15 protein-coding genes are annotated in these 17,938 nt (G+C 72.4%); 4 read left to right on the top strand and 11 right to left on the bottom strand.

The genetic code is table 11. The features are described from left to right. Window positions 1–42: 42 nt before the first annotated feature. The 5 genes from AB0H12_RS34370 to AB0H12_RS34350 form a co-directional block, all read right to left on the bottom strand. Entirely contained in the window at window positions 43–1,752 is a 1,710-nt protein-coding gene (locus tag AB0H12_RS34370; protein WP_499628565.1) for a discoidin domain-containing protein, read from the bottom strand. Next, window positions 1,749–3,011, bottom strand: a complete 1,263-nt coding sequence (locus AB0H12_RS34365) for a DUF1996 domain-containing protein (protein ID WP_499628564.1) — start codon at window positions 3,009–3,011, stop codon at window positions 1,749–1,751. Before AB0H12_RS34365 ends, AB0H12_RS34370 begins: the two co-directional genes overlap by 4 nt. 239 nt (window positions 3,012–3,250) lie before the next feature. Then, window positions 3,251–3,829: an isopentenyl-diphosphate Delta-isomerase gene (idi, locus tag AB0H12_RS34360; protein ID WP_499628563.1), complete on the bottom strand. Its 579-nt coding sequence runs from the start codon at window positions 3,827–3,829 to the stop codon at window positions 3,251–3,253. A 98-nt stretch (window positions 3,830–3,927) separates the two neighbouring features. Then, on the bottom strand, window positions 3,928–5,001 hold the full coding sequence (locus AB0H12_RS34355; RefSeq protein WP_499628562.1) for a 3-dehydroquinate synthase II family protein: 1,074 nt from the start codon (window positions 4,999–5,001) through the stop codon (window positions 3,928–3,930). A gap of 85 nt (window positions 5,002–5,086) precedes the next feature. Then, window positions 5,087–5,884 (bottom strand): 2-amino-3,7-dideoxy-D-threo-hept-6-ulosonate synthase, encoded by a 798-nt coding sequence (locus AB0H12_RS34350; protein ID WP_499628561.1) that lies wholly within the window; start codon window positions 5,882–5,884, stop codon window positions 5,087–5,089. A 211-nt stretch (window positions 5,885–6,095) separates the two neighbouring features. Between AB0H12_RS34350 and AB0H12_RS34345 the strand changes: the two genes are divergently transcribed. Further along, entirely contained in the window at window positions 6,096–7,052 is a 957-nt protein-coding gene (locus AB0H12_RS34345; protein WP_499628572.1) for a LysR family transcriptional regulator, read from the top strand. A gap of 140 nt (window positions 7,053–7,192) precedes the next feature. Here the strand turns inward: AB0H12_RS34345 and AB0H12_RS34340 are convergent, their stop codons facing one another. From AB0H12_RS34340 to AB0H12_RS34325, 4 genes are all read right to left on the bottom strand, one after another. After that, window positions 7,193–7,903 carry an AfsR/SARP family transcriptional regulator gene (locus AB0H12_RS34340; RefSeq protein WP_499628560.1) on the bottom strand — a complete coding sequence of 237 codons (711 nt, stop codon included), beginning with the start codon at window positions 7,901–7,903 and terminating at the stop codon, window positions 7,193–7,195. Between the two features lie 87 nt (window positions 7,904–7,990). Then, a complete protein-coding gene (locus AB0H12_RS34335; RefSeq protein WP_230569311.1) occupies window positions 7,991–8,350 on the bottom strand; it encodes a cupin domain-containing protein in 360 nt (119 codons plus the stop codon). A 400-nt stretch (window positions 8,351–8,750) separates the two neighbouring features. Further along, complete coding sequence (locus AB0H12_RS34330) at window positions 8,751–9,191, bottom strand: hypothetical protein (protein WP_499628559.1); 441 nt, start codon at window positions 9,189–9,191, stop codon at window positions 8,751–8,753. Continuing rightward, window positions 9,188–10,690, bottom strand: coding sequence for a hypothetical protein (locus tag AB0H12_RS34325; protein ID WP_499628558.1), 1,503 nt, complete (start codon window positions 10,688–10,690; stop codon window positions 9,188–9,190). Before AB0H12_RS34325 ends, AB0H12_RS34330 begins: the two co-directional genes overlap by 4 nt. Before the next feature lie 76 nt (window positions 10,691–10,766). On the opposite strand from AB0H12_RS34325, the gene AB0H12_RS34320 reads away from it, so the two are divergent. The 3 genes from AB0H12_RS34320 (at window position 10,767) to AB0H12_RS34310 (ending at window position 15,628) form a co-directional block, all read left to right on the top strand. Further along, complete coding sequence (locus tag AB0H12_RS34320) at window positions 10,767–12,155, top strand: SDR family NAD(P)-dependent oxidoreductase (protein ID WP_499628557.1); 1,389 nt, start codon at window positions 10,767–10,769, stop codon at window positions 12,153–12,155. A 243-nt stretch (window positions 12,156–12,398) separates the two neighbouring features. Then, window positions 12,399–13,346 carry a hypothetical protein gene (locus tag AB0H12_RS34315; RefSeq protein WP_499628556.1) on the top strand — a complete coding sequence of 316 codons (948 nt, stop codon included), beginning with the start codon at window positions 12,399–12,401 and terminating at the stop codon, window positions 13,344–13,346. Beyond that, complete coding sequence (locus AB0H12_RS34310) at window positions 13,343–15,628, top strand: hypothetical protein (RefSeq protein ID WP_499628555.1); 2,286 nt, start codon at window positions 13,343–13,345, stop codon at window positions 15,626–15,628. Before AB0H12_RS34315 ends, AB0H12_RS34310 begins: the two co-directional genes overlap by 4 nt. A gap of 121 nt (window positions 15,629–15,749) precedes the next feature. Here AB0H12_RS34310 and AB0H12_RS34305 read toward each other — a convergent pair whose 3' ends face one another. Together AB0H12_RS34305 and AB0H12_RS34300 are read right to left on the bottom strand one after the other, a co-directional pair. Continuing rightward, window positions 15,750–16,802: a hypothetical protein gene (locus AB0H12_RS34305; RefSeq protein ID WP_499628554.1), complete on the bottom strand. Its 1,053-nt coding sequence runs from the start codon at window positions 16,800–16,802 to the stop codon at window positions 15,750–15,752. A gap of 154 nt (window positions 16,803–16,956) precedes the next feature. Further along, window positions 16,957–17,919 (bottom strand): hypothetical protein, encoded by a 963-nt coding sequence (locus AB0H12_RS34300; RefSeq protein WP_499628553.1) that lies wholly within the window; start codon window positions 17,917–17,919, stop codon window positions 16,957–16,959. Window positions 17,920–17,938: the final 19 nt, after the last annotated feature.

Genomic DNA, 17,938 nt, shown 5'->3' with positions numbered 1-17,938 from the left:
ACCGGGGGTGCGGTCACGCCGAGGCGTGACCGCACCCACCCGTCACTGGTAGACGCGGACGTAGTCGACCAGCATGCGCTGCGGGAAGACCGTGGTGGCGTCCGGCGGGCCGGGCCAGTCACCGCCCACCGCGTTGTTGAGCAGGATGAAGAACGGCTTGTCGAACACCCACGGGCCGCGGGTCGCCTCCACCGTCGCCTTGTCGATGGTGAGGACGGTCACGTCGTCGATGCTGAACACCATGCCCTTGCTGTTCCAGTCGACCCGGAAGACGTGGAACGCGTTCGCGTAGTCCTGGCCGATGTCGTGCATCCTGCCGATCCCGCCGCCGCCGAAGTAGGCCGGGCCGTGGATCGTCTGGTACGCGGTGTTCGGCTCACGGCCCAGGTGCTCCATGATGTCGATCTCACCGCTCGCCGGCCACGGCGTGCCCTTGAAGATGTCCGTGCCGAGCATCCAGAACGCGGGCCACAGGCCCTTGGTGCCCGACACCCGGACGCGGGCCTCGAAGCGGCCGTAGGTCCACGACGCCTTGCCCTCGGTGATGATCCGGGCCGAGGTGTACTGGCACGTGCCGCTGCCGCTGACCGGGTCGACCGGGCACGCCGAGCCCGGCGTGACCTCCCGCCTGGCCTCCAGCACCATGTTCCCGGCGCCGTCGGTGAACGCGTTGCGGTTGTCGGTGTAGTACTGCAGCTCCGCGTTCTGCCCGGTGCCGGTCTCCGGCCGCCACTTGCCCGCGTCCGGCCTCGTGCCCGCGGGCGCGTTGAACTCGTCGCTCCACACCAGCCGCAGCGGGTTGCCGGGGTCCGGGGCCTGCGGTGGCGGCGTGGGGTTGCCGCCGGTGCCGTAGACCTGGAACTCCCACAGGGAGTAGCCGTACTGGCCGCTGCGCTTGGTCAGGTTCACCCGGACGTACCGACCGGTGCCGGTCACGGCGAACGTCTGCTTGAACCCGGTGCCGTTGGTGACGGTGTGGATCGTGGTCCAGCTCGACGCGGTGGCCGAGGTCTGGATCTCGAACCCGCTGGCGAACGCCGGGTCCCACTGCACCACGACCTTGCTGACCTGCGCCGTCGCCCCGAGGTCGACGTAGATCCAGCCCGGGTCGACCCAGCCGGTGGCGGGGCTGGTGGCCCACCGGGTGGCCGGGTTGAAGTCCAGCGCCTTGGCGGGCGTGCACTGCGAGCAGTGGCCGTCGTCCTGGAACGACGAGGCGAACGCGGGCTTGTTGTAGGACAGCAGCTGCTCGCCGGGCGGGTTGCCGCCCGTCGTTCCGGTGCGCACGGCGAACTCCCACAGCGACACGCCGTACTGCGTGGCGCGTGCCGTGGTGTGGACCCGGACGTAGCGGCCCGTGCCGGTGAAGGTGACGTTCTGCGTGCCGCCGGCCCCGGTGGTGGTCTGGTGGACGGTCGTCCACGTCGAGCCGTCGGCCGAGACCTGGAGCTGGAACGCGGTGGCGTACGCGGCCTCCCACTGCAGCGTCGCGCCGCACACCTCGCGGTTCGCGCCCAGGTCGACCCGCAGCCACTGCGGGTCGCTGAACGCGCTCGACCAGCGGGTGCCCGCGTTGCCGTCGACCGCCGAGGCGGCCGTGAACGGGCTGCCCGTCTCCACCGACGAGGCGGTGACGGGTGCGTTCAGCGCCGCGTTGGCCGTGCCGCACTCGGCCGCCTGGACCGCGGTGACCGGCAGGACCAGCGCGGTGAGCAGGGCGAACGCCGCACCGAGCCGGATCGACGCGCTCATGGCCGACCGTCCGCGCCGCACTTGATGACGGGGTTGATGCAGTCGCGCACCCGGCGGGCGAGTTCCGCCTCCGGCCACGCGTTGAAGAAGTCGCCGTGCATGGTGAAGCCAGGCCCGGAGGCGAGCCGGAACCGCGCCGGGTCGCCGCTCACCGGGTAGCGCAGCACCTGGCGCAGCTTGGGCACCGGCACCGGGTGGGTCGCCGGGCAGTCGGCGTTCACCGGGTACGCCATGTGGCTCTTGTGGTCGGGAGAGTCCAGGTCGCGGCCGTTCCAGCACTGCGGGAAGTCCAGGTAGGACTCCAGCATGGTGCCCGAGGGGCAGTTCACGAAGTCCTTGGACGCGCCGACGTGGCCGGCGTGCAGGCAGGACCAGCGCGAGATCGTGGTGGCGTCGGGCTGGGTGGCCTTCGCGTTGCCCGCCACGATCCGCAGGCCGAGCGGGAACGGCTGGATGCGTGCGATCACGTCGTCGCGCACGCCTTCGCCGAGGTAGTAGAACGTGGTCCCGGTCGGTTCGACGGGCTGGTTGTCGGCGTACAGCGTCGGCACCCAGTACGACGACAGGTCGGTGCCCGGGTTGCAGTTGCTCGTGCCGGCCAGCAGCGACTGGACGGTGGAGTGGGCGTTGGTCGTGCGGTTGCCGAAGAAGCTGTGCATGTGGGAGCCGCCGGGCAGGTTCGGCGCGACGATCGGGTCGTCCGGCAGGCGGTGGCTGTACGGGCAGTCCGCGAGGAACTCGGCGACCCGCACGATCGGGCCGCTGGAGTTGCGGACGCCGAACACCTGGAACTCCCACAGCGACACGCCGTACTGGGTGGCGCGGGCGGTCGTGTGGACGCGGACGAACCGGGTGGTGGCCGAGACGGTCAGGTTCTGCACGCCGACGTTGCCGGACGCGGTGGCGATGGTGGTCCAGGCGTTGCCGTCGGCCGAGGTCTGCAGCTGGAACGAGCGCGCGTAGGCGTTCTCCCAGTTCAGCGTGACCTGGCTGATGGCGGTGGACGTGCCGAGGTCGACCCTGATCCACTGGGGGTCGGCCGCGGCGCTCGACCAGCGGGTGCCGGCGTTGCCGTCGACGGCGGCGGAGGCGGGCGTGCCGCCGTTCTCGGTGGAGGAGGCGGCGACGGGTTTGCCCTGGGACAGCAGTTCCGGCGCCGCCGAGGCGGGAGAGGTGACGAAGGTCAGTGCGGACGCGGTGAGGGCCGCGACGGCGAGCGTGGTGACCAGACGACGCCATCGGCGAATGGTGGGGATCACGACTCCCCTTTCGAAGTGCGTTGCAGGGAGGGTTTCAGAGAGCGCTCTCACAGCGGAACGTAAGACGGTCCCCTGTATCAGTCAAGGAAAGGAGCGAGTTCCGGTCATCCCGGAACAGTGACCCAGAGAGCGCTCTCTGGGCTGAGCGTTGAATTCGGGGTGCGCTAACGCAGGACTCTCGCGAGAGTCCTGCGTTCGGAGCGCGAGAGTCCTGCGTTCGGGGCGGGTGAGTTGGGCGTTCAGGACCGGCGGGCGGCCGGCGGGAGGGTGGCCGGGGAGGCGGTCGGCCAGGCCAGCGGGTCGGGGCCCAAGGCCCACAGCTCGGCCACCTGGAGGGCGCACCACGGGGAGACGGGACGGGCGCCGGCCAGGACGGCCGGGGCGAACTCGGCCCACGGCGCCCACTCGAACGAGTCGACCTCGTCCGGGTTCGGCTCCGGGTCGCCGGAGACCAGGCCCCGGAACACCGGGCACATCTCGTTCTCCGTGACCCCGTTCTCCATCACCGCCCGGTAGCGGAACGCGGGCAGCACCAGGTCGAGGGTGACGTCGGCGAGGCCGAGCTCGTCGACCAGCCGCCGGGTCACCGCCGACGCCATCGGCTCGTCGGGCGCAGGGTGGCCGCAGCACGAGTTGGTCCACACCCCCGGCCACGTCTTCTTGTGCAGGGCGCGCCGGGTCAGCAGCAGCCTGCCCGCAGCGTCGAACAGGTACGACGAGAACGCCAGGTGCAGCGGGGTCGACGCGTGATGCACGGAAGCCTTGTCGGCCACGCCGATCCCGGCGCCGGACTCGTCCAGGAGAACGACTTGTTCCACGGCGCCCACCCTGCCACACCCGCGATCACCGCGCCTCGGCGAGCACTCCGGGGTCGCGCACCACCTCGCCGCCCGGCGCGCGCCCGCGGCAGCTCGGCTCAGGTCTCCTTGCAGAACTCGCCGATGGGGATGCCCACGTGCCGCTGCTCGGTCGCGATGTAGCCGAGCAGCTCGTCACCTCGCCGCAGCTCGGTGACGTTGCGGACCTTCCCGCCTGGCCCGAGCACCCGCACGTGCCAGTCGTCCTGCACGGTCAGGCTCACCTCGACGCCCTCGGGCGAGTGCGCCGTGATGGTCAGGATCGGGCGTGATTCGAGCTTGGCCCGGCCGACGGTGAGCTTGCGGGTGCGCCCCTCGGAGTTGACGGCGAGCACCGTGCTGCCCGAACGCAGTTCGGACAGGTAGTTGGTGCGGTTGTCCGGACCGAGCACGTAGGAGTGCAGGGCGCCGGCGTTGACCCGGAACGGCCGGGTCGGCATGTAGGGCAGCGGGTGGGTCTCGCTGCAGCACAGGATGAAGCCGGAGGAGAACGAGCCGACGAGGATGCCCTCGTCCTCCTGGAAGTGCGACGCGGTGTCCACGCAGACGCGGTCGCCGAGGCCGTTGTGGGTGATGCCCTCGACGGTGAGCGTGGTGAGGTTCAGCGGCGGCGTGGTCGCCTCCAGCAGCCTGGCCAGCTTGAACACGTCGTTGGCGTCGCGCGGGGCCATGAGCACGCCGTCCGAGCCGTGCTCCAGCACGTCGAGCACGATCGCGGCCTCTTCGAGGTCGGCCACGACGGTGACCAGCTTGCCGGGGGCGCCGTCGGCGGCGGCGATGACGATCTCCAGCGGGATCTTCGTCGGATCGGCGAACGCGACCACGGTGTGCCCGAGCCGCACCGCCGCGGCGCACGCGAGCTTGAGCGTGCGGTCGTCGCGGACCTGCACGAACGCCGCGTCGGTGGTGAGCCGGTCCAGCGCGTCCTGGTCGTCGACGACCACGGTGACCAGGTGCGGGCCGTCGACCGGTGCGTCGGCGACGAGCACCCGGGTGATCGTGGGCGGCAACGCGTCCAGCAGTGCCGGGTCGTCGGAGACGACACCGGCGAGGCGGGCGTGCACGGCGGCGTCCACGACGGCTTCGCGGTGCGCTTCGGGGACGGGTCGGAGGTCGATCCAGGCGAACTTCAACGGTTCTCCAAGGGGTGAGAGCCCGATCGGCGTGCGGACGGGCCGCCGCCGGTCGGATGACCGGCGGCGGCCGTTGGCGACAAGCTCATGACGTGGCCACGACACCCGTCATGGCGCGGACCAGGTCCGCTTCGGTGTCGTCGTGGACGATCGAGGCCAGTTCCGCGACCAGCGACATGGGCGCGGGCGCGGTGAACACGCGGCGGCCGACGGCGAGGCCGGCGCAGCCGACCGCCATCGCGGTGCGGGCGTGGTCGACCACGCTGCCGCCGGTCGCGGGGCCGCCCGCGACCAGCACCGGGATCGGGCAGCTGGCGATCACGTCGGTCATCCGCTGGGCGGGCCGCGCGAGGTTGGTCTTGACGATGTCCGCGCCGAGGTCGACCGCGATGTTGACCACGTGGGCGAGCAGCGCGGGGTCGTTCGGGTCGGCGATGCGCGGTCCGCGCGGGTAGACCATGGCGATCAGCGGCACGTTCCACGCGTCGCACGCCTTGGCGACCACGCCGAGGTCGGCGAGCTGCCGTTCCTCGGTGTCCGAGCCGATGTTGACGTGCACGCTCACCGCGTCGGCGCCCAGCCGCAGCGCCTCGTCGACCTCGCCGACGATGACCTTGGCGTTGGTGTCGGCGGCGTGCGCGGTGCCGGCGCTGAGGTGGACGACCAGCGCGCAACCCCCGAGCACGTCCGGGTCGATCGTGCGCACGCGTCCTTTGTGGACGATGATGGCGTCGGCGCCGCCGACGACGACCGAGTCGATGAGCTCGTGCCACCGGTCGCGCGGCACCACCGGACCGTCCGAGACGCTGTGGTCGAGCGGGACGAAGAGGTACCTGTCGTCGCGCGGACGGGAAAGGCGGCGCAGTCGCAGCGCTTTCGCCATGTCGCTCACACCTCCCCGGTATGCGGTGCCGGTCTTCCAGCAGGGTGGTGGAACCGGCGAGCGCGGCGGGAGGTGTGAGGTGGCGATAACTCTTCAGTTATGCACCTGTTGGAGCAACGGGCGGGGTTCGTCCCGACGCGGAGCCGTCACCCGGCCTGCACGCGCGATCGGTGTCCGGTTCGTCTTGTTGCCCTAGGCTGCCGCAGTGAACATGGAGCTCAGGCATCTCCACGTCGTGCTGACCGTGGCGGAAGCGGGCAGCATCAGCCGAGCCGCCTCACTGCTGAAGATCGCGCAGGCCGGTTTGACCGCGCAGTTGCGGCGCATCGAGCGTGGCTTCGGTGGTCCGTTGTTCCTGCGGCGCACGGACGGCGTCGAACTGACCGAACTCGGCCGCCACGTCGTGCTGCGATCCCGTGACCTGGTGGAACGGTTCGACGACCTGCTGGTCACCGCGCGCAAGCTGGCCGCGGAGAGCGACGTGACGGGCATCCGGCTCGGCGGTGTGGCCGGTTCTCCGACGTCGTTGCTGGTCGGCGTGGTGCGCTCGCTGCTGCCGACGCACCAGCAGACCACCCACATCGAACGCACCAGCGACGCCGTGCTCGACCTGGTGCGGACCGGGAAGTTGGACCTCGCGCTGGTGACGGAGTTCCCCCAGAGTCCACTGCGGATCCCCGAACAGGCCGGCTGCCGGACCGTCGTGGCGGAACCGATGTTGGTCGGAATCGCGGCGGGGCACCGGTTGTCCGCGCGGAACGAGATTCGGCTGTCCGAACTGGCCGACGAGGAATGGGCGGTGCCCGACGAGAGCTACGGTGGCGGGAGGTTGAACCTCCACCTGGCGTGCGAGGCGGCCGGGTTCACGCCGCGCTGCGCGCACTTCGGGGTCGACCAGGCGTCGGCCGCGGAACTGGTGCGTTCCGGCCACACCGTGGCGTGCTTCTTCCCGACCGGGCACGATCTGCCCGGCGTGCTGCTGAAACCGATCGTGGGCAATCCGGTGCACCGGCGGGTCACGGTGGTGTGGCGGCGCGACTGCGGGGCGGCCGAGCACGTCGACGAGCTCCACGCGGCGCTGTTGCGCGCCTACCAGGAGCGGATCTGGGCGCACGGTCCGCGCACGGCGAAGCTCGCCGCCACCGGGCTGAGCGTGGCGGCCAGCTGACGTCCCCGACCGGGCACTCCCGGCGTCGGGGTCCCGGGCCGTGGGCCTGGGTGCCGCCCAGCACTGGCCCACGGCCCGGAGTCCTTCCGTCGCCGGTCATCCCGGCGGCCCGAAGCTAACGGCGTGCGGTAAAGCGGCGCCTAAACGCGCAGCGCTTCGCGGTAGAGCTCGCGCAGTCGCGGTCCCGGCGGCACGCCGAGCTCGTCGGCCAGCGTGCGGCGGGCGTCCTGGAAGACGCGCAGCGCCTCGGTCCGCCGACCGCAGGACAGCAGCGCCGTCATGAGCTGGTGGCGCAGGGTCTCCGAGAACGGGTACTCGGCCACCAGGGGCGTCAGCGCCTCCACCGCCTGGGCGTGCCTGCCCAGCGCCAAGTCGGTCTCGATGGCCGCTTCGAGGGTGGCCAGGTGGTGGGCCTCCAGCGGCGCGCAGAGCCAGGCGCGCAGCGGTTCGGACTCCGCGCCGGCCAGCGGCGTGCCGCGCCACAGGGCCAGCGCCTTGGTGTAGAGGTCGCGCCGGTGTTCCAGGTCGGCGGTGACGGCGGCCCGCGCGGTCAGGCGGCGGAACCGCAGGGCGTCCACCTGGTCCGGTTCGGCCCGCAACACGTACCCGGCGTCCTGGTGCGTCACCGGCACGCCCTCCCCGCGCAGGACCGAGATGTGCACCTGGAGCGACTTGCGGGCGCGTCGCGGCAGCTCCTCGCCCCACACCAGGTCGAGCAGCCGGTCCACCGGCACCCGTTTGCCGCACTGCGCCGCGAGCACGGCCAGGACCTGGCCCGGCTTGCGCCGCAACGCCCTCGGCTCCGCGCCGTCCCGCCGGACCTCGACCGGGCCCAGGATCCGGAACTCCACTCCGACCCCCAGTCGCGTTGAACGTTCACCAATAAAGACGCGACTGTGACGGCCAGTTTCGTGCCGTGGTTCCGCCGGACGGACGACTCAGCGCGCGTCCTCGTCGCGCGCGCTGAAGCGCTCGGCCATCTCCACGTCCCACCAGGCGGCGAAGAACTGGAAGTCGGCCTCGCCGTCGTTGACCAGCTGGTGCTCCTCGTACGGGCGGAAGTGCACGATGTCGCCCGCCGCGAACGGCAGCCTGCCCTCGTCGGTGACGATCTCCGCCTCACCGGACACGGCGACCCAGACCTCGTGCTCGCGGTGGGCGTGGGTGCTCGACGCCGCGCCCGGCTGCACCACGCACCACGAGCCGTCGAACGGCGCGTTCACCAGCGGCCACGGCATCAGCCTGCGGGCCACCAGCCCGCTGTCCCGGACCAGTTCCCCCGGGTCGAGTCGGCGCATCTCCACGGCTACCGCCCCACCACGGCGGCAGGCTCCACGTGTCCCACGGTGCTCTCCCCGGCGCCGACCGAAATCCGACGTTGTCAACGGCGAACTCTCGGCGTGGCCGCCGGAGGTTGTCGCCACGGCACGCCGGGGCGGAAAACCATTGCCACCGAACGGCCCACCGCCAGAAACTATCGACCAAGGTGCGCGGCGGCCACACGCTCGAGCGCGCACGTTCGCCACGAGCGCGCGACGAGTTCGGTCACCGGTTCCCCGTCGGCCTCGGCCGGCGCGCGCCCGACCCGGTCGTACCGCAGGTCGGAGGGTTCGGGCAGGCTGTCGCCCGGCCCGCGCGGCGCCCGCCGGCGCGGCCCGCTCGTCCTTCGGGAACGCGAAACCCCGCAGTACCAGCCGATTACCGGTCCGCGTGCCGGAGCACGCTCTCCACCTCCGTGCGGAACGCGTTGACGCCGTCCTCGCCCTCGGGCGCGCCGTGCGCCTGGAGCAGGTGCAGCAACGCCACGCCGCTCGCGGACCGGCGGGACAGCGCGCGGAACGAGAACGCCGCCTCGTACACCGTGATCGCCGTGGCCAGCGCCGCCGCGACCGTCGCGAGGAACGCCCACAGCGCGCGCCGCCCGTCATCGGCGACGGCCACCGCGCCCAACGCCGCCGCGGCGGTGAACAGCAGCACCGACAGGCTCGTGGTCCACCGCCGTGCGGCGGTGTAGCGGGCCTGGGCCTGCTCGAACCCGGCGAGCCGTTCGCCGACCCGGTGGCGCAGGTAGGCGCGGAGGAACTGCTCGCGGTGGTCGTGGACCACCGTCGGCCGGGCCGACGATCCGGCGCTGGTCATGTGCGGCTCACCGATTCGTGCCGGAGCCGCGCCACGGCCGTCGCCAACTCGCGGGCGCGCTCGTCGCGCTCGGCGTCGTCGGCGGCGGGTGGTGCGGCCAGGTGGTCGAAGTACAAGGCGCGCAGCCGCTCGGCCCGGACCTTGGCGTCGGGGTCCTCGCCGGACCGCGCCACGACCGCGAGCACGGCCGCCGCCGCGCCGGACACGGCCAGCAGCACACCGGGCCACGGCACGTCCCGGAGCCAGACCTGCAACGCGGCGGACACGGTGGCGAAGAAGCCGGCGGCGATCGCGAGCACCACCAGCAGGCGGGCGCGTTCGCGCGACCGGAGGGCCGCGACCTCGCACTCGTGCAGCACGGGGGCCACCACCTGGTTCGCCTCGTGGATCGCGTCGGCGAGCAGCGGGTAGTCGAGCACGTAGCCGGGGTCGATCACGGGGTGCGGCTCGGGCGCCCGGAACGGCACCCGCGGCCACACGGCGGGCGGCGGCACGTCGGCGTGCAGCTTGGCGCCGGGCCGGTTGCCCAACACCCGCCGCACCACGGCCGACACCTTGTCCGCGCCTTCGTCCAGGTGCACCACGGCGACCTGGCCGCTGCGGACGAGCACGGCGAGGTCGTCGTCGCGGTCGGGGGCAGCGGCCTGCGCCGGGGACGCGACGGGGGTCGGCGCGGGTGCGGTGGGAACGGACGCGGCGGGGAAGGGAGCGGAGGCGCCCGTCGCGCTCCCGGTCCCGCTCTCGACGGCGACGACCTCGGCGGCAGCGCCCTCGACGCCCGCGATCCCGGCGACCGTGACCTTGTCGGCAGCGCCCGTGACGCGCGCGACCTCGGCATCGGCCGGGGCGGTGCCGGGCGTGACGGTGCCGGAGGTGACGAGAGCGGGGGTGGCCGGAGCGATCCGAGGACTGCCGCCCGCGATCTCGTCGGCCAACCCTCCCGTGCCCGCGAGCACCAGCAGCGGCCGGTCGCGGCCCAGGTGGTCGACCAGGGCGGCCCGCGCGACCTCGCCACCGCCGATCAGCAGCGCGAGCGCCGAGCGCTTCGACCCGGTGACGGCGTCCACCGCGCGGAACAGCGCGGGCAGTTCCCCGCCCCACTTCGACCCCGGCACGAGCACCGCCGTGTCGTGGTTCACGTTGAGCCGTACCTCACCGTCCGCGGGCTCCGCGTCCTCCGCGGCCACCCGACCGGACGGCGCGACGCCGACCAGCCGCGGCCACCGGCCGTCCAACGACTCGGCGGCCAGGCCGACCAGGTGCGTGACGCCCACGTCGGCGCCCGCCGTGACCACGACCGCGTCCGCCCTGGCCGCCGCCGCGAGCACCACGCGCAGCACCGGGAGCACGGCGGCGGCCAGGTCGGTGCGCAGGGCGTCGGCGGAGCCGAACACCGCCAGGACCGGGCGACCGCGGGGCAGACCGAGGGCGCGTGCCCGGATGTCGGCGTCGGGATGGGCCAGTCGCCGCACCCGTGGGCCGGTACCCGCTGTAGGCATGCCGGGCACCCTAGCGGTGGCTCACGTGAATTTCACCCGTCCGAGGTCGGATTTCACCGCAGGTAGAGTGCTGGACGTGTCGATTGACCCCGCCGAACTGGAAATCGCCCTAAGGGTGCTCGCCCAAGTGGACGAACTGGACACCGAGCACCCCGACGCGGTAGCCGTCCGCCGGGCCACCGCCGGCATCTGGAAGAACCTCCGCAAGCGCCGCAAGGCCGACCGCCGCGCCTCGGTCACGGCCGCCGACCGCGCCGTCATCGAGGCGACCGCGACCGGCTCGCCGTCCCGCATCGACGACGAGACCCGCGGCGTGCTGCTGCGCGAGCCGGAACCCGGCGCGAAGGCGGGCACCCTGCTGCGCGCCCGGTCCTGCTACACGTGCAAGAAGCGGTACACCGAGGTGGACGCGTTCTACCACCAGCTGTGCCCGGACTGCGCGGCGTTGAACCGGGCCAAGCGCGACCAGGGCGCGGACCTGACCGGCAAGCGCGCCCTGCTCACCGGCGGCCGGGCCAAGATCGGCATGTACATCGCGCTGCGGCTGCTCCGCGACGGCGCGCACACCACCATCACCACCCGGTTCCCGCGCGACGCGGTGCGCCGGTTCGCGTCCATGCCCGACAGCGCCGACTGGCTGCACCGGCTCCGCGTGGTCGGCATCGACCTGCGGGACCCGGCCCAGGTCGTGCAGCTGGCCGACTCGGTGGCCGCCGCCGGGCCGCTGGACATCCTGATCAACAACGCCGCGCAGACCGTGCGCCGCTCGTCGAACGCCTACGCGCCGCTGGTGGCGGCCGAGTCGGCAGCGCTGCCATCCGGTCCCCTGCCCGAACTGGTGACGTTCGGGCACACCATGTCCGCGCACCCGGTGGCGTTGGCGGGCACGTTGGCCGACACGATCCCCGCGGTCACGGCGCTGGCGCTGACCGCCGGGTCCAAGGAGATCGACGCGGGCGGCCTGGTGCCCGACGAGGCGGCGGTCAACAGCTGGGTGCAGCGGGTGAACGAGGTCGACCCGGTGGAGCTGCTGGAGGTGCAGCTGTGCAACAGCACCGCGCCGTTCATCCTGATCTCCCGGCTGCGCCCGGCGATGGCCGCCTCGCCCGCGCGCCGCAAGTACGTGGTGAACGTCTCGGCGATGGAAGGTCAGTTCAGCCGCGCCTACAAGGGCCCCGGCCACCCGCACACGAACATGGCCAAGGCCGCGTTGAACATGCTGACCCGCACCAGCGCGGAGGAGATGCTGACCGAGGACGGCATCCTCATGACCGCCGTCGACACGGGCTGGATCACCGACGAACGGCCGCACCCGACCAAGATGCGGCTGGCCGCCGAGGGTTTCCACGCGCCGCTGGACCTCGTCGACGGCGCGGCCAGGGTGTACGACCCGATCGTGCGCGGCGAGCTCGGCGAGGACCTGTACGGCTGCTTCCTGAAGGACTACGCGCCCGCGCCCTGGTGAGCCCGTTCGCCGCACCTGTTCACCTCAGCGTCGACCGCGACCGTCCCGCGCATTCCCGCCGGCACCAACGTGAATGGGCCGAACGGGGCGAGTCGGTTAACGGAACCGCGCCCGTGTGCGACTCTCCGTCGGTAGGCTGAAGCTTTCGCTAGGCCGCCGCGAGGCGACGGGGGTGGGCATGGACGGCGGGCGGGCCGGTCGAGCCGCCGCACTGCCGCGCGTGACCGGGTCGGTGACGTCGTGGTGACCGCGCCCCGCGTCAACCCGTTCCCGCTGCCGGGCTGGGAGAGCACGCCGATGCGCCCGCTGCGCCCGTGGCACCGGCCGGCGCACCGCGACTACTACGTGCCCGTCGACGGCACCGAAGAGGCGTTCGACCAGTTCCGGCAGGAGATGGGCGACCTCGGCGTGCTGCTGGAGTACGGCCGCCTGGCGCTGGTCACCGGAGAGTCCGGGTGCGGCAAGACCGCGTTGGTCAACCGGTGCGCGGACTGGGTCGCCGGCGAACTCGCGCGGCGGGACATGCGCGGCCTCGTGCTCGACCTCACCGGCTGCCTGCCGACCGACCAGGAGCTGTCCATCGACCAGCGCACCGCCGAGGTGTGCGACCGGATGTTCGACCTGCTCGTGGACGACGGCGCGCTGCGCCAGGAGAGCGAGGACCGGCTGGACGCGGTCCGGGACGTGCCGCGCCGCGTGTTCCCCCGCCTCGGCCAGGCGCTGCGCGAGGACGTCGCGCTGATCGTGCTGCTGCCGAGCCCGAACGAGCTGGTGGACGAGGTGATCCGCTACGCCCGGACGCTCAACAGCGCGAAAGTGCTGTTCCTGACCGAATCCGCGTACCTGGGCGCGGCCGAGGTGGCCGACGTCGTGCGCCAACTGGAGACCTGGGTCCCGCCGATCACCCTGCACGTCGGTCCGCTCGACACCGGTGACGCGCAGCGATTCGCCGAAGACCGGCTGTCACGTCACGCGGGAGCGGGAAGTTATCCCCGGATGAGTGATGACGCGATCGAATTGGTGGCGAAGCACTGCCAATCGGTCGCCATGCTGCAGAGATTCTTACATGGCACGTACGAACACAAACGTGAAACGGGACTAGGCTACACCGAGGCCGATCTGGTGACCGTCGAGGACATCAGGGCGTTCTTGAACACGAAGTCCCGGAATGGACCGGTGAATGGGCCATGAGCGACCGCAGCGATCTCCCGCCCTCGCGGAAGAACCCCTTCTCGCCGATGGCGGTCGCCCGGATCACGGACTTCGACGCCGACCCCGACTCGGTCGACGTGGCGATCACCACCGACGCGACGCGGCAGGCGCTCGCGCACCTCACCTCCTACCTGGACGCGCCGCCCGCGCGCGGCGGCCGTGACCGCACCGGCACCGTGGTGGCCGTGCTCGGCGACTACGGCACGGGCAAGACGCACCTCGCCGTGCGGCTGGTCCGGCACGCCCGGCAGGTGCTGGCCGACCCGACGCACGCGCTGTACCTGGACGCGACCGCGGAGAGCTTCATCGAGCTGTACCGGCGGTTCATGCAGAAGCTCGGCCGCGAGGGCGTGCGCGCGCAGGTCAGCGAGTACTACGCGGACATCGTCGCGGACTCGTTGCAGAGCAGCGGCCTGACCAGCGACATGCTGGAGTGGCTCGGCAGCAGGCAGCTGGAGCCGCAGGAGGTCGTCGAACGGCTGGGCCTGATGGAGAGCGCGTTGCTGCGCAAGGTCCAGGACACGCTGCGCGAGGTGACCAACAACAAGGACTTCGGCACCGCGCTCACCCTGCTGCTGCGGCCGGGGTTCGAGCACTCGGTGTGGTCGTGGCTGCTCGGCGGCGCGCCGGACCAGGTGCTGGTGGAGCGCGGCATCGACACGCCGATCGACAGCGAGGTGGCCGCGCTGGAGGCGATGGGCGTGTTCGCCCTGCTGTTCGGCGGCAGGCAGCGGCGGTTCGTGCTGGCGGTCGACGAGCTGGACAAGATCTTCTCCGCCGACAGCAGGCCGCAGGCCCGGACCATGGCCGCGTTCCAGACGTTGTTGCAGGTGTTCGCCAAGGCAGGCGCGTGCCTGGTGCTGTGCGGGCTGCCGGACTTCAAGTCCGTCCTGCCGCAGGCGGTGCGGCAGCGCATCCCGTACACGGTGGTGATGTCGGGGCTCAGCCAGGGCGAGGTGCGCGAGTTCGTCGAGCTGGCGCAGGAGCAGGCGTTCGGCACGCGGCAGCTGGCGCCGTTCACCGTCGACACCACGCGGTACCTGCGCGACCTCGCCCGGGGCAACGCGCGCAACGTGATCCGGCTGTGCCACCGGGTGTTCCGGATGGCCGACGACCTGTCCCGCGCGCCCGGCCACGAGTTCGCCGTCACCGAGGACATGGTGCGGCAGGCGGCACGCGACCTGTTCGGGTCGCTGAGCTCGGACGACATCGACGGCGTGGTGCGCCGGCTGCTCGACGCGAACGGCCTGGACTACCTGCACCGGCACCTGCTCGGCACGGCCGAGGACTCGCTGGCGGACTTCTGGGTCACCTTCCCCGAGCACACGACCGGCTGCGCCGTGCTGATCACCCGGTCGCTGCTGGAGAACGCGGACCTCGGCGTGGTGCGGCGGCGGATCTCGGCGGTGCGCGAGGCCGAGCCGGACGCCGAGCTGATCCTGCTGGTCAACGGCGTGGTGGCGGACGGCGTGGCGATCCAGCTGCGGGAACTGCTCGGCCGCGAGCCGCTGGTGTACGTCGACCGGACGTTCGCCGACGACTTCAAGGCGCTGGTGAGCGCGACGGGACGGCGGCCGGCCGGCGACGCGGACCCGTTGTCGGCGCTGCGGTGGCGGATGGACCAGCTGGCCAAGCAGCAGTCAAGCATCTACGGGTTCATCGAGCACCTGGCCGAGCACATGGACGGCGTGCGGGCGTCGTCGGACCGGCAGCTCGGCGCGATCCAGCGGCAGCTCGGCGCGCTGGCGGGCGGCACGCCGGGCCGTGCGGCGGAGGCGGCGCCGGGCAGGCTGCCCGGCGAGGTGGAGCGGCTGTTCCGGGACGCTGCGGACGCGTTGGAGGACCTGACGCAGGTCGACGTGATGTTCGAGGAGGCGTTCGACCACGCGCCGACGGCCACGCAGGAGGCCGTGCACCGGCGGCTGCGGACGCCGGAGTTCACCCAGGCCGCGGCGCAGGCGGAGTTCATGCGCAAGGCCGTGCAGGCGTTCCGGGCGGCGGTGTCGCAGTGGTACCAGTCGGCCGAGGACGCCGACGCGCAGGACCGGCTGGAGGAGCTGTGCGGCATCTACGACGGGATCGTGGAGTTCCTGCCGCTGTTCCTGCTGGACCCGCTGTTCAAGCTGCCGCCGTGGTCGGCGCGGGCGGGTGGCCTGGTGGCGGAGGTGGGCCAGGGCTCGCGCCGCGCCCGCGTGCACGAGGCGTTGCGCAACCTGAGCCCTCGCGTGCGCCGCGCGGTCTTCCGCTCGTCCCCGGCGTGACCCGAACGTTCAACTCGGGGTACCTGAACGTGGGACACGCGCGTTCTGAACGTACGACACGCGCGGCGTGAACGTAGGACTCTCGGGCGTGTCCTACGTTCGGGACGTGTGAGGTGAACGCTCAGGGTGTGGGCTTGACCCGGTAGGCGGGGGTCGCCTGCGGCGCGGTCGCGGGCTTGAGCGGCACCCGCGGCACGCGCTTCGGCGCTCGCGCGGGCACCGGAGCCGGAGCCGGAGCCGGGCGGGCCGCCACGCGGTCGTACGCGCCGTTCGCGACGGCGTGCAGCAGGTTCACCACGACGACGGCGGGCGCGACCACGGCGATGGCGCCCGGGAACGTCGGTTCCAGCAGCAGCGCCAGGATGATCGCGGTCAGCCCGTTCTGCTGGCCCAGCGCCAGCCGCACCCGGTCGCCGCGCCACCGCTTCGGCGCCGTCAGCGCGAACGCCACCACGGCCTGCGCGCCGAACGCCGCCACGCCGAGCACCGCGCCGACACCGGCCAGCACCCAGCTGAACTCGGCGGCCAGCACCAACCCGACCGCGGCGAGGGCCAGGACCATGCCCGCCTGCGCCAGCCCGTCCACCCACCGGCCCAGGTTCGGCCGGAAGAACAGGCCCAGCAGCGCCAACGCGAGCAGCAGCGAGTACTGCACCGCGACGAACCCGATGGCCAGCACCGCCACCACCATCACCGCGCGCACCGCGTACCGGACCGCACGGCCACCGGCCTCGGCCCGCCGCACCCGCCGGCGCACCAGCGTCCACAGCATGAACGCCACCCCGGCCAACGCCAGGTTCAGCACCAGGTTGACCGCGAACGTCCCCACGCCGCCGACCGCACCGCCCTGGAGCGCGAACGCGGTGAGGTAGACCGTGAGCAGCACGGTGATCGGGTCGTCGAACGACGCCCACGCCGACAGCAGCGCCTTCGCCGAGTCCGACATCCGCGACTTCGCGTGCATCGCGGCGACCGACAGCGGGTCGATCTGCGCCACCGCCACCGCGAGGACCAGGTACGCCGGGTCGCGGAACGCGAAGAACATCACGCCGAAGATCAGCGCGACCTTCGCCAGCACACCGATCGTGACGGCCAGCACGACCGTGCGGAGCTGCCTGCGGAATTCCGCGATCACGATCCCGCTGGTGCTCGCGTACAAACCGAATCCGAGCAATGCGGTGATGAAATACCCGTAGACCGGCGAGCGGTCGACTTCGCGGAGTCCGAACTGCCATGCGCAGAGCCAGCCCGCGCCAAGGGCCGAGAGGAGCGCGGCCGAACGGATCACGGGCGTCACCATTCCACGGTAGGCACGGGTGGATGAGCGTTCAAGGACCGATTGGAGTGAGTTCTTCGGCCAAAGCGGACATTCGATCATCCGCCGCTCGCACCCGCGCCTGGTCGATCGTCACGCCCACGAGGTATTCACCGGCGCGCAACCGGTAGTAGTAGATCGCGCCCATCTCGACGTCGAGCACGAGCCGGGCCATCAGTCCCCCGACGACGGGGCTCACGGCCCGGTTCAGCTTCGTCGTCAACGCGCCGAGCTCCTGCACGAACCCGTGGTAGAACCGGCGCCGCGCCTCCACCGTGACCTGCTTGAAGAACGGCGCAAGCGACGGGTCGCCCAGGCAGTCGACCATCGCCCGCACCTCGCCGCCGACGACGTGCGCGACCAGGTGCAGGTCCTCCGGCCGCACCGCCGCCAGGCACGCGGTCAGCGGCCCCTCCCCCGCCGTCACGTGCGCGCCCACGGCGGCGCGCACCGGCAGCGGCGTGACGTCCGCCGCGCTCTCCCAGCCCCCGGGGTTGAGCGAGCCGAGGCTGAGCTGGCCGCGCAGCCGGGTGGCGAGCCCGGCCACCGCCCGGTCCGCCTCGTCCACGGCGGGGTGGCCGAACAGCGGCCCGGCGCCCGCGTGGTCCAGCACCAGGCCGACCACGTGCTCGGTCGGCACGACGGAGTCGCAGAACAGCGCGCCCTCCTCGGTGTGCAGCACGGTGCGGATCAGCCGGCCCGTGCGCACCTCCTGCAACGCCCGGTCCAGCGTGGCGACCTGGAACGTGAGGTGCCTGCCCAGCCGCTTGAGCTCCTCGCGGCGGGTGCCGCCGGGCAGCGCGTCCGGCACGGGCGGCGGGTCGCCGAGGGCGTCGACGCCGAAGTCGAACACGCCGCTGCTGTAGTGCGCGAGGTAGTGCAGCGCGGGTGTCTCCTCGATCGCCGCCCGGCACGCCCGCTTGGCCAGGTCGAACTCCGGGCCGACGTGCTCGGCCTGCTCCTCGTGCAGCTCCACGCCGCTCCCTCCTGCGCGC

It is taken from the genome of Actinosynnema sp. NPDC023794, assembly GCF_040639675.1.
Taxonomy (GTDB): Bacteria; Actinomycetota; Actinomycetes; order Mycobacteriales; family Pseudonocardiaceae; genus Actinosynnema; species Actinosynnema luteola.
The sequence above is the reverse complement of the archived record's forward strand: the minus strand, read 5'-3'. Positions and strand labels throughout refer to the sequence as shown.

Coding starts and splice junctions, on each gene's coding strand:
- AB0H12_RS34345 (WP_499628572.1), top strand. CDS start 6,096: ATGGAGCTCAGGCATCTCCACGTCGTGCTGACCGTGGCGGAAGCGGGC.
- AB0H12_RS34350 (WP_499628561.1), bottom strand. CDS start 5,884: ATGGCGAAAGCGCTGCGACTGCGCCGCCTTTCCCGTCCGCGCGACGAC.
- AB0H12_RS34325 (WP_499628558.1), bottom strand. CDS start 10,690: ATGCCTACAGCGGGTACCGGCCCACGGGTGCGGCGACTGGCCCATCCC.
- AB0H12_RS34370 (WP_499628565.1), bottom strand. CDS start 1,752: ATGAGCGCGTCGATCCGGCTCGGTGCGGCGTTCGCCCTGCTCACCGCG.
- AB0H12_RS34335 (WP_230569311.1), bottom strand. CDS start 8,350: ATGCGCCGACTCGACCCGGGGGAACTGGTCCGGGACAGCGGGCTGGTG.
- AB0H12_RS34330 (WP_499628559.1), bottom strand. CDS start 9,191: ATGACCAGCGCCGGATCGTCGGCCCGGCCGACGGTGGTCCACGACCAC.
- AB0H12_RS34310 (WP_499628555.1), top strand. CDS start 13,343: ATGAGCGACCGCAGCGATCTCCCGCCCTCGCGGAAGAACCCCTTCTCG.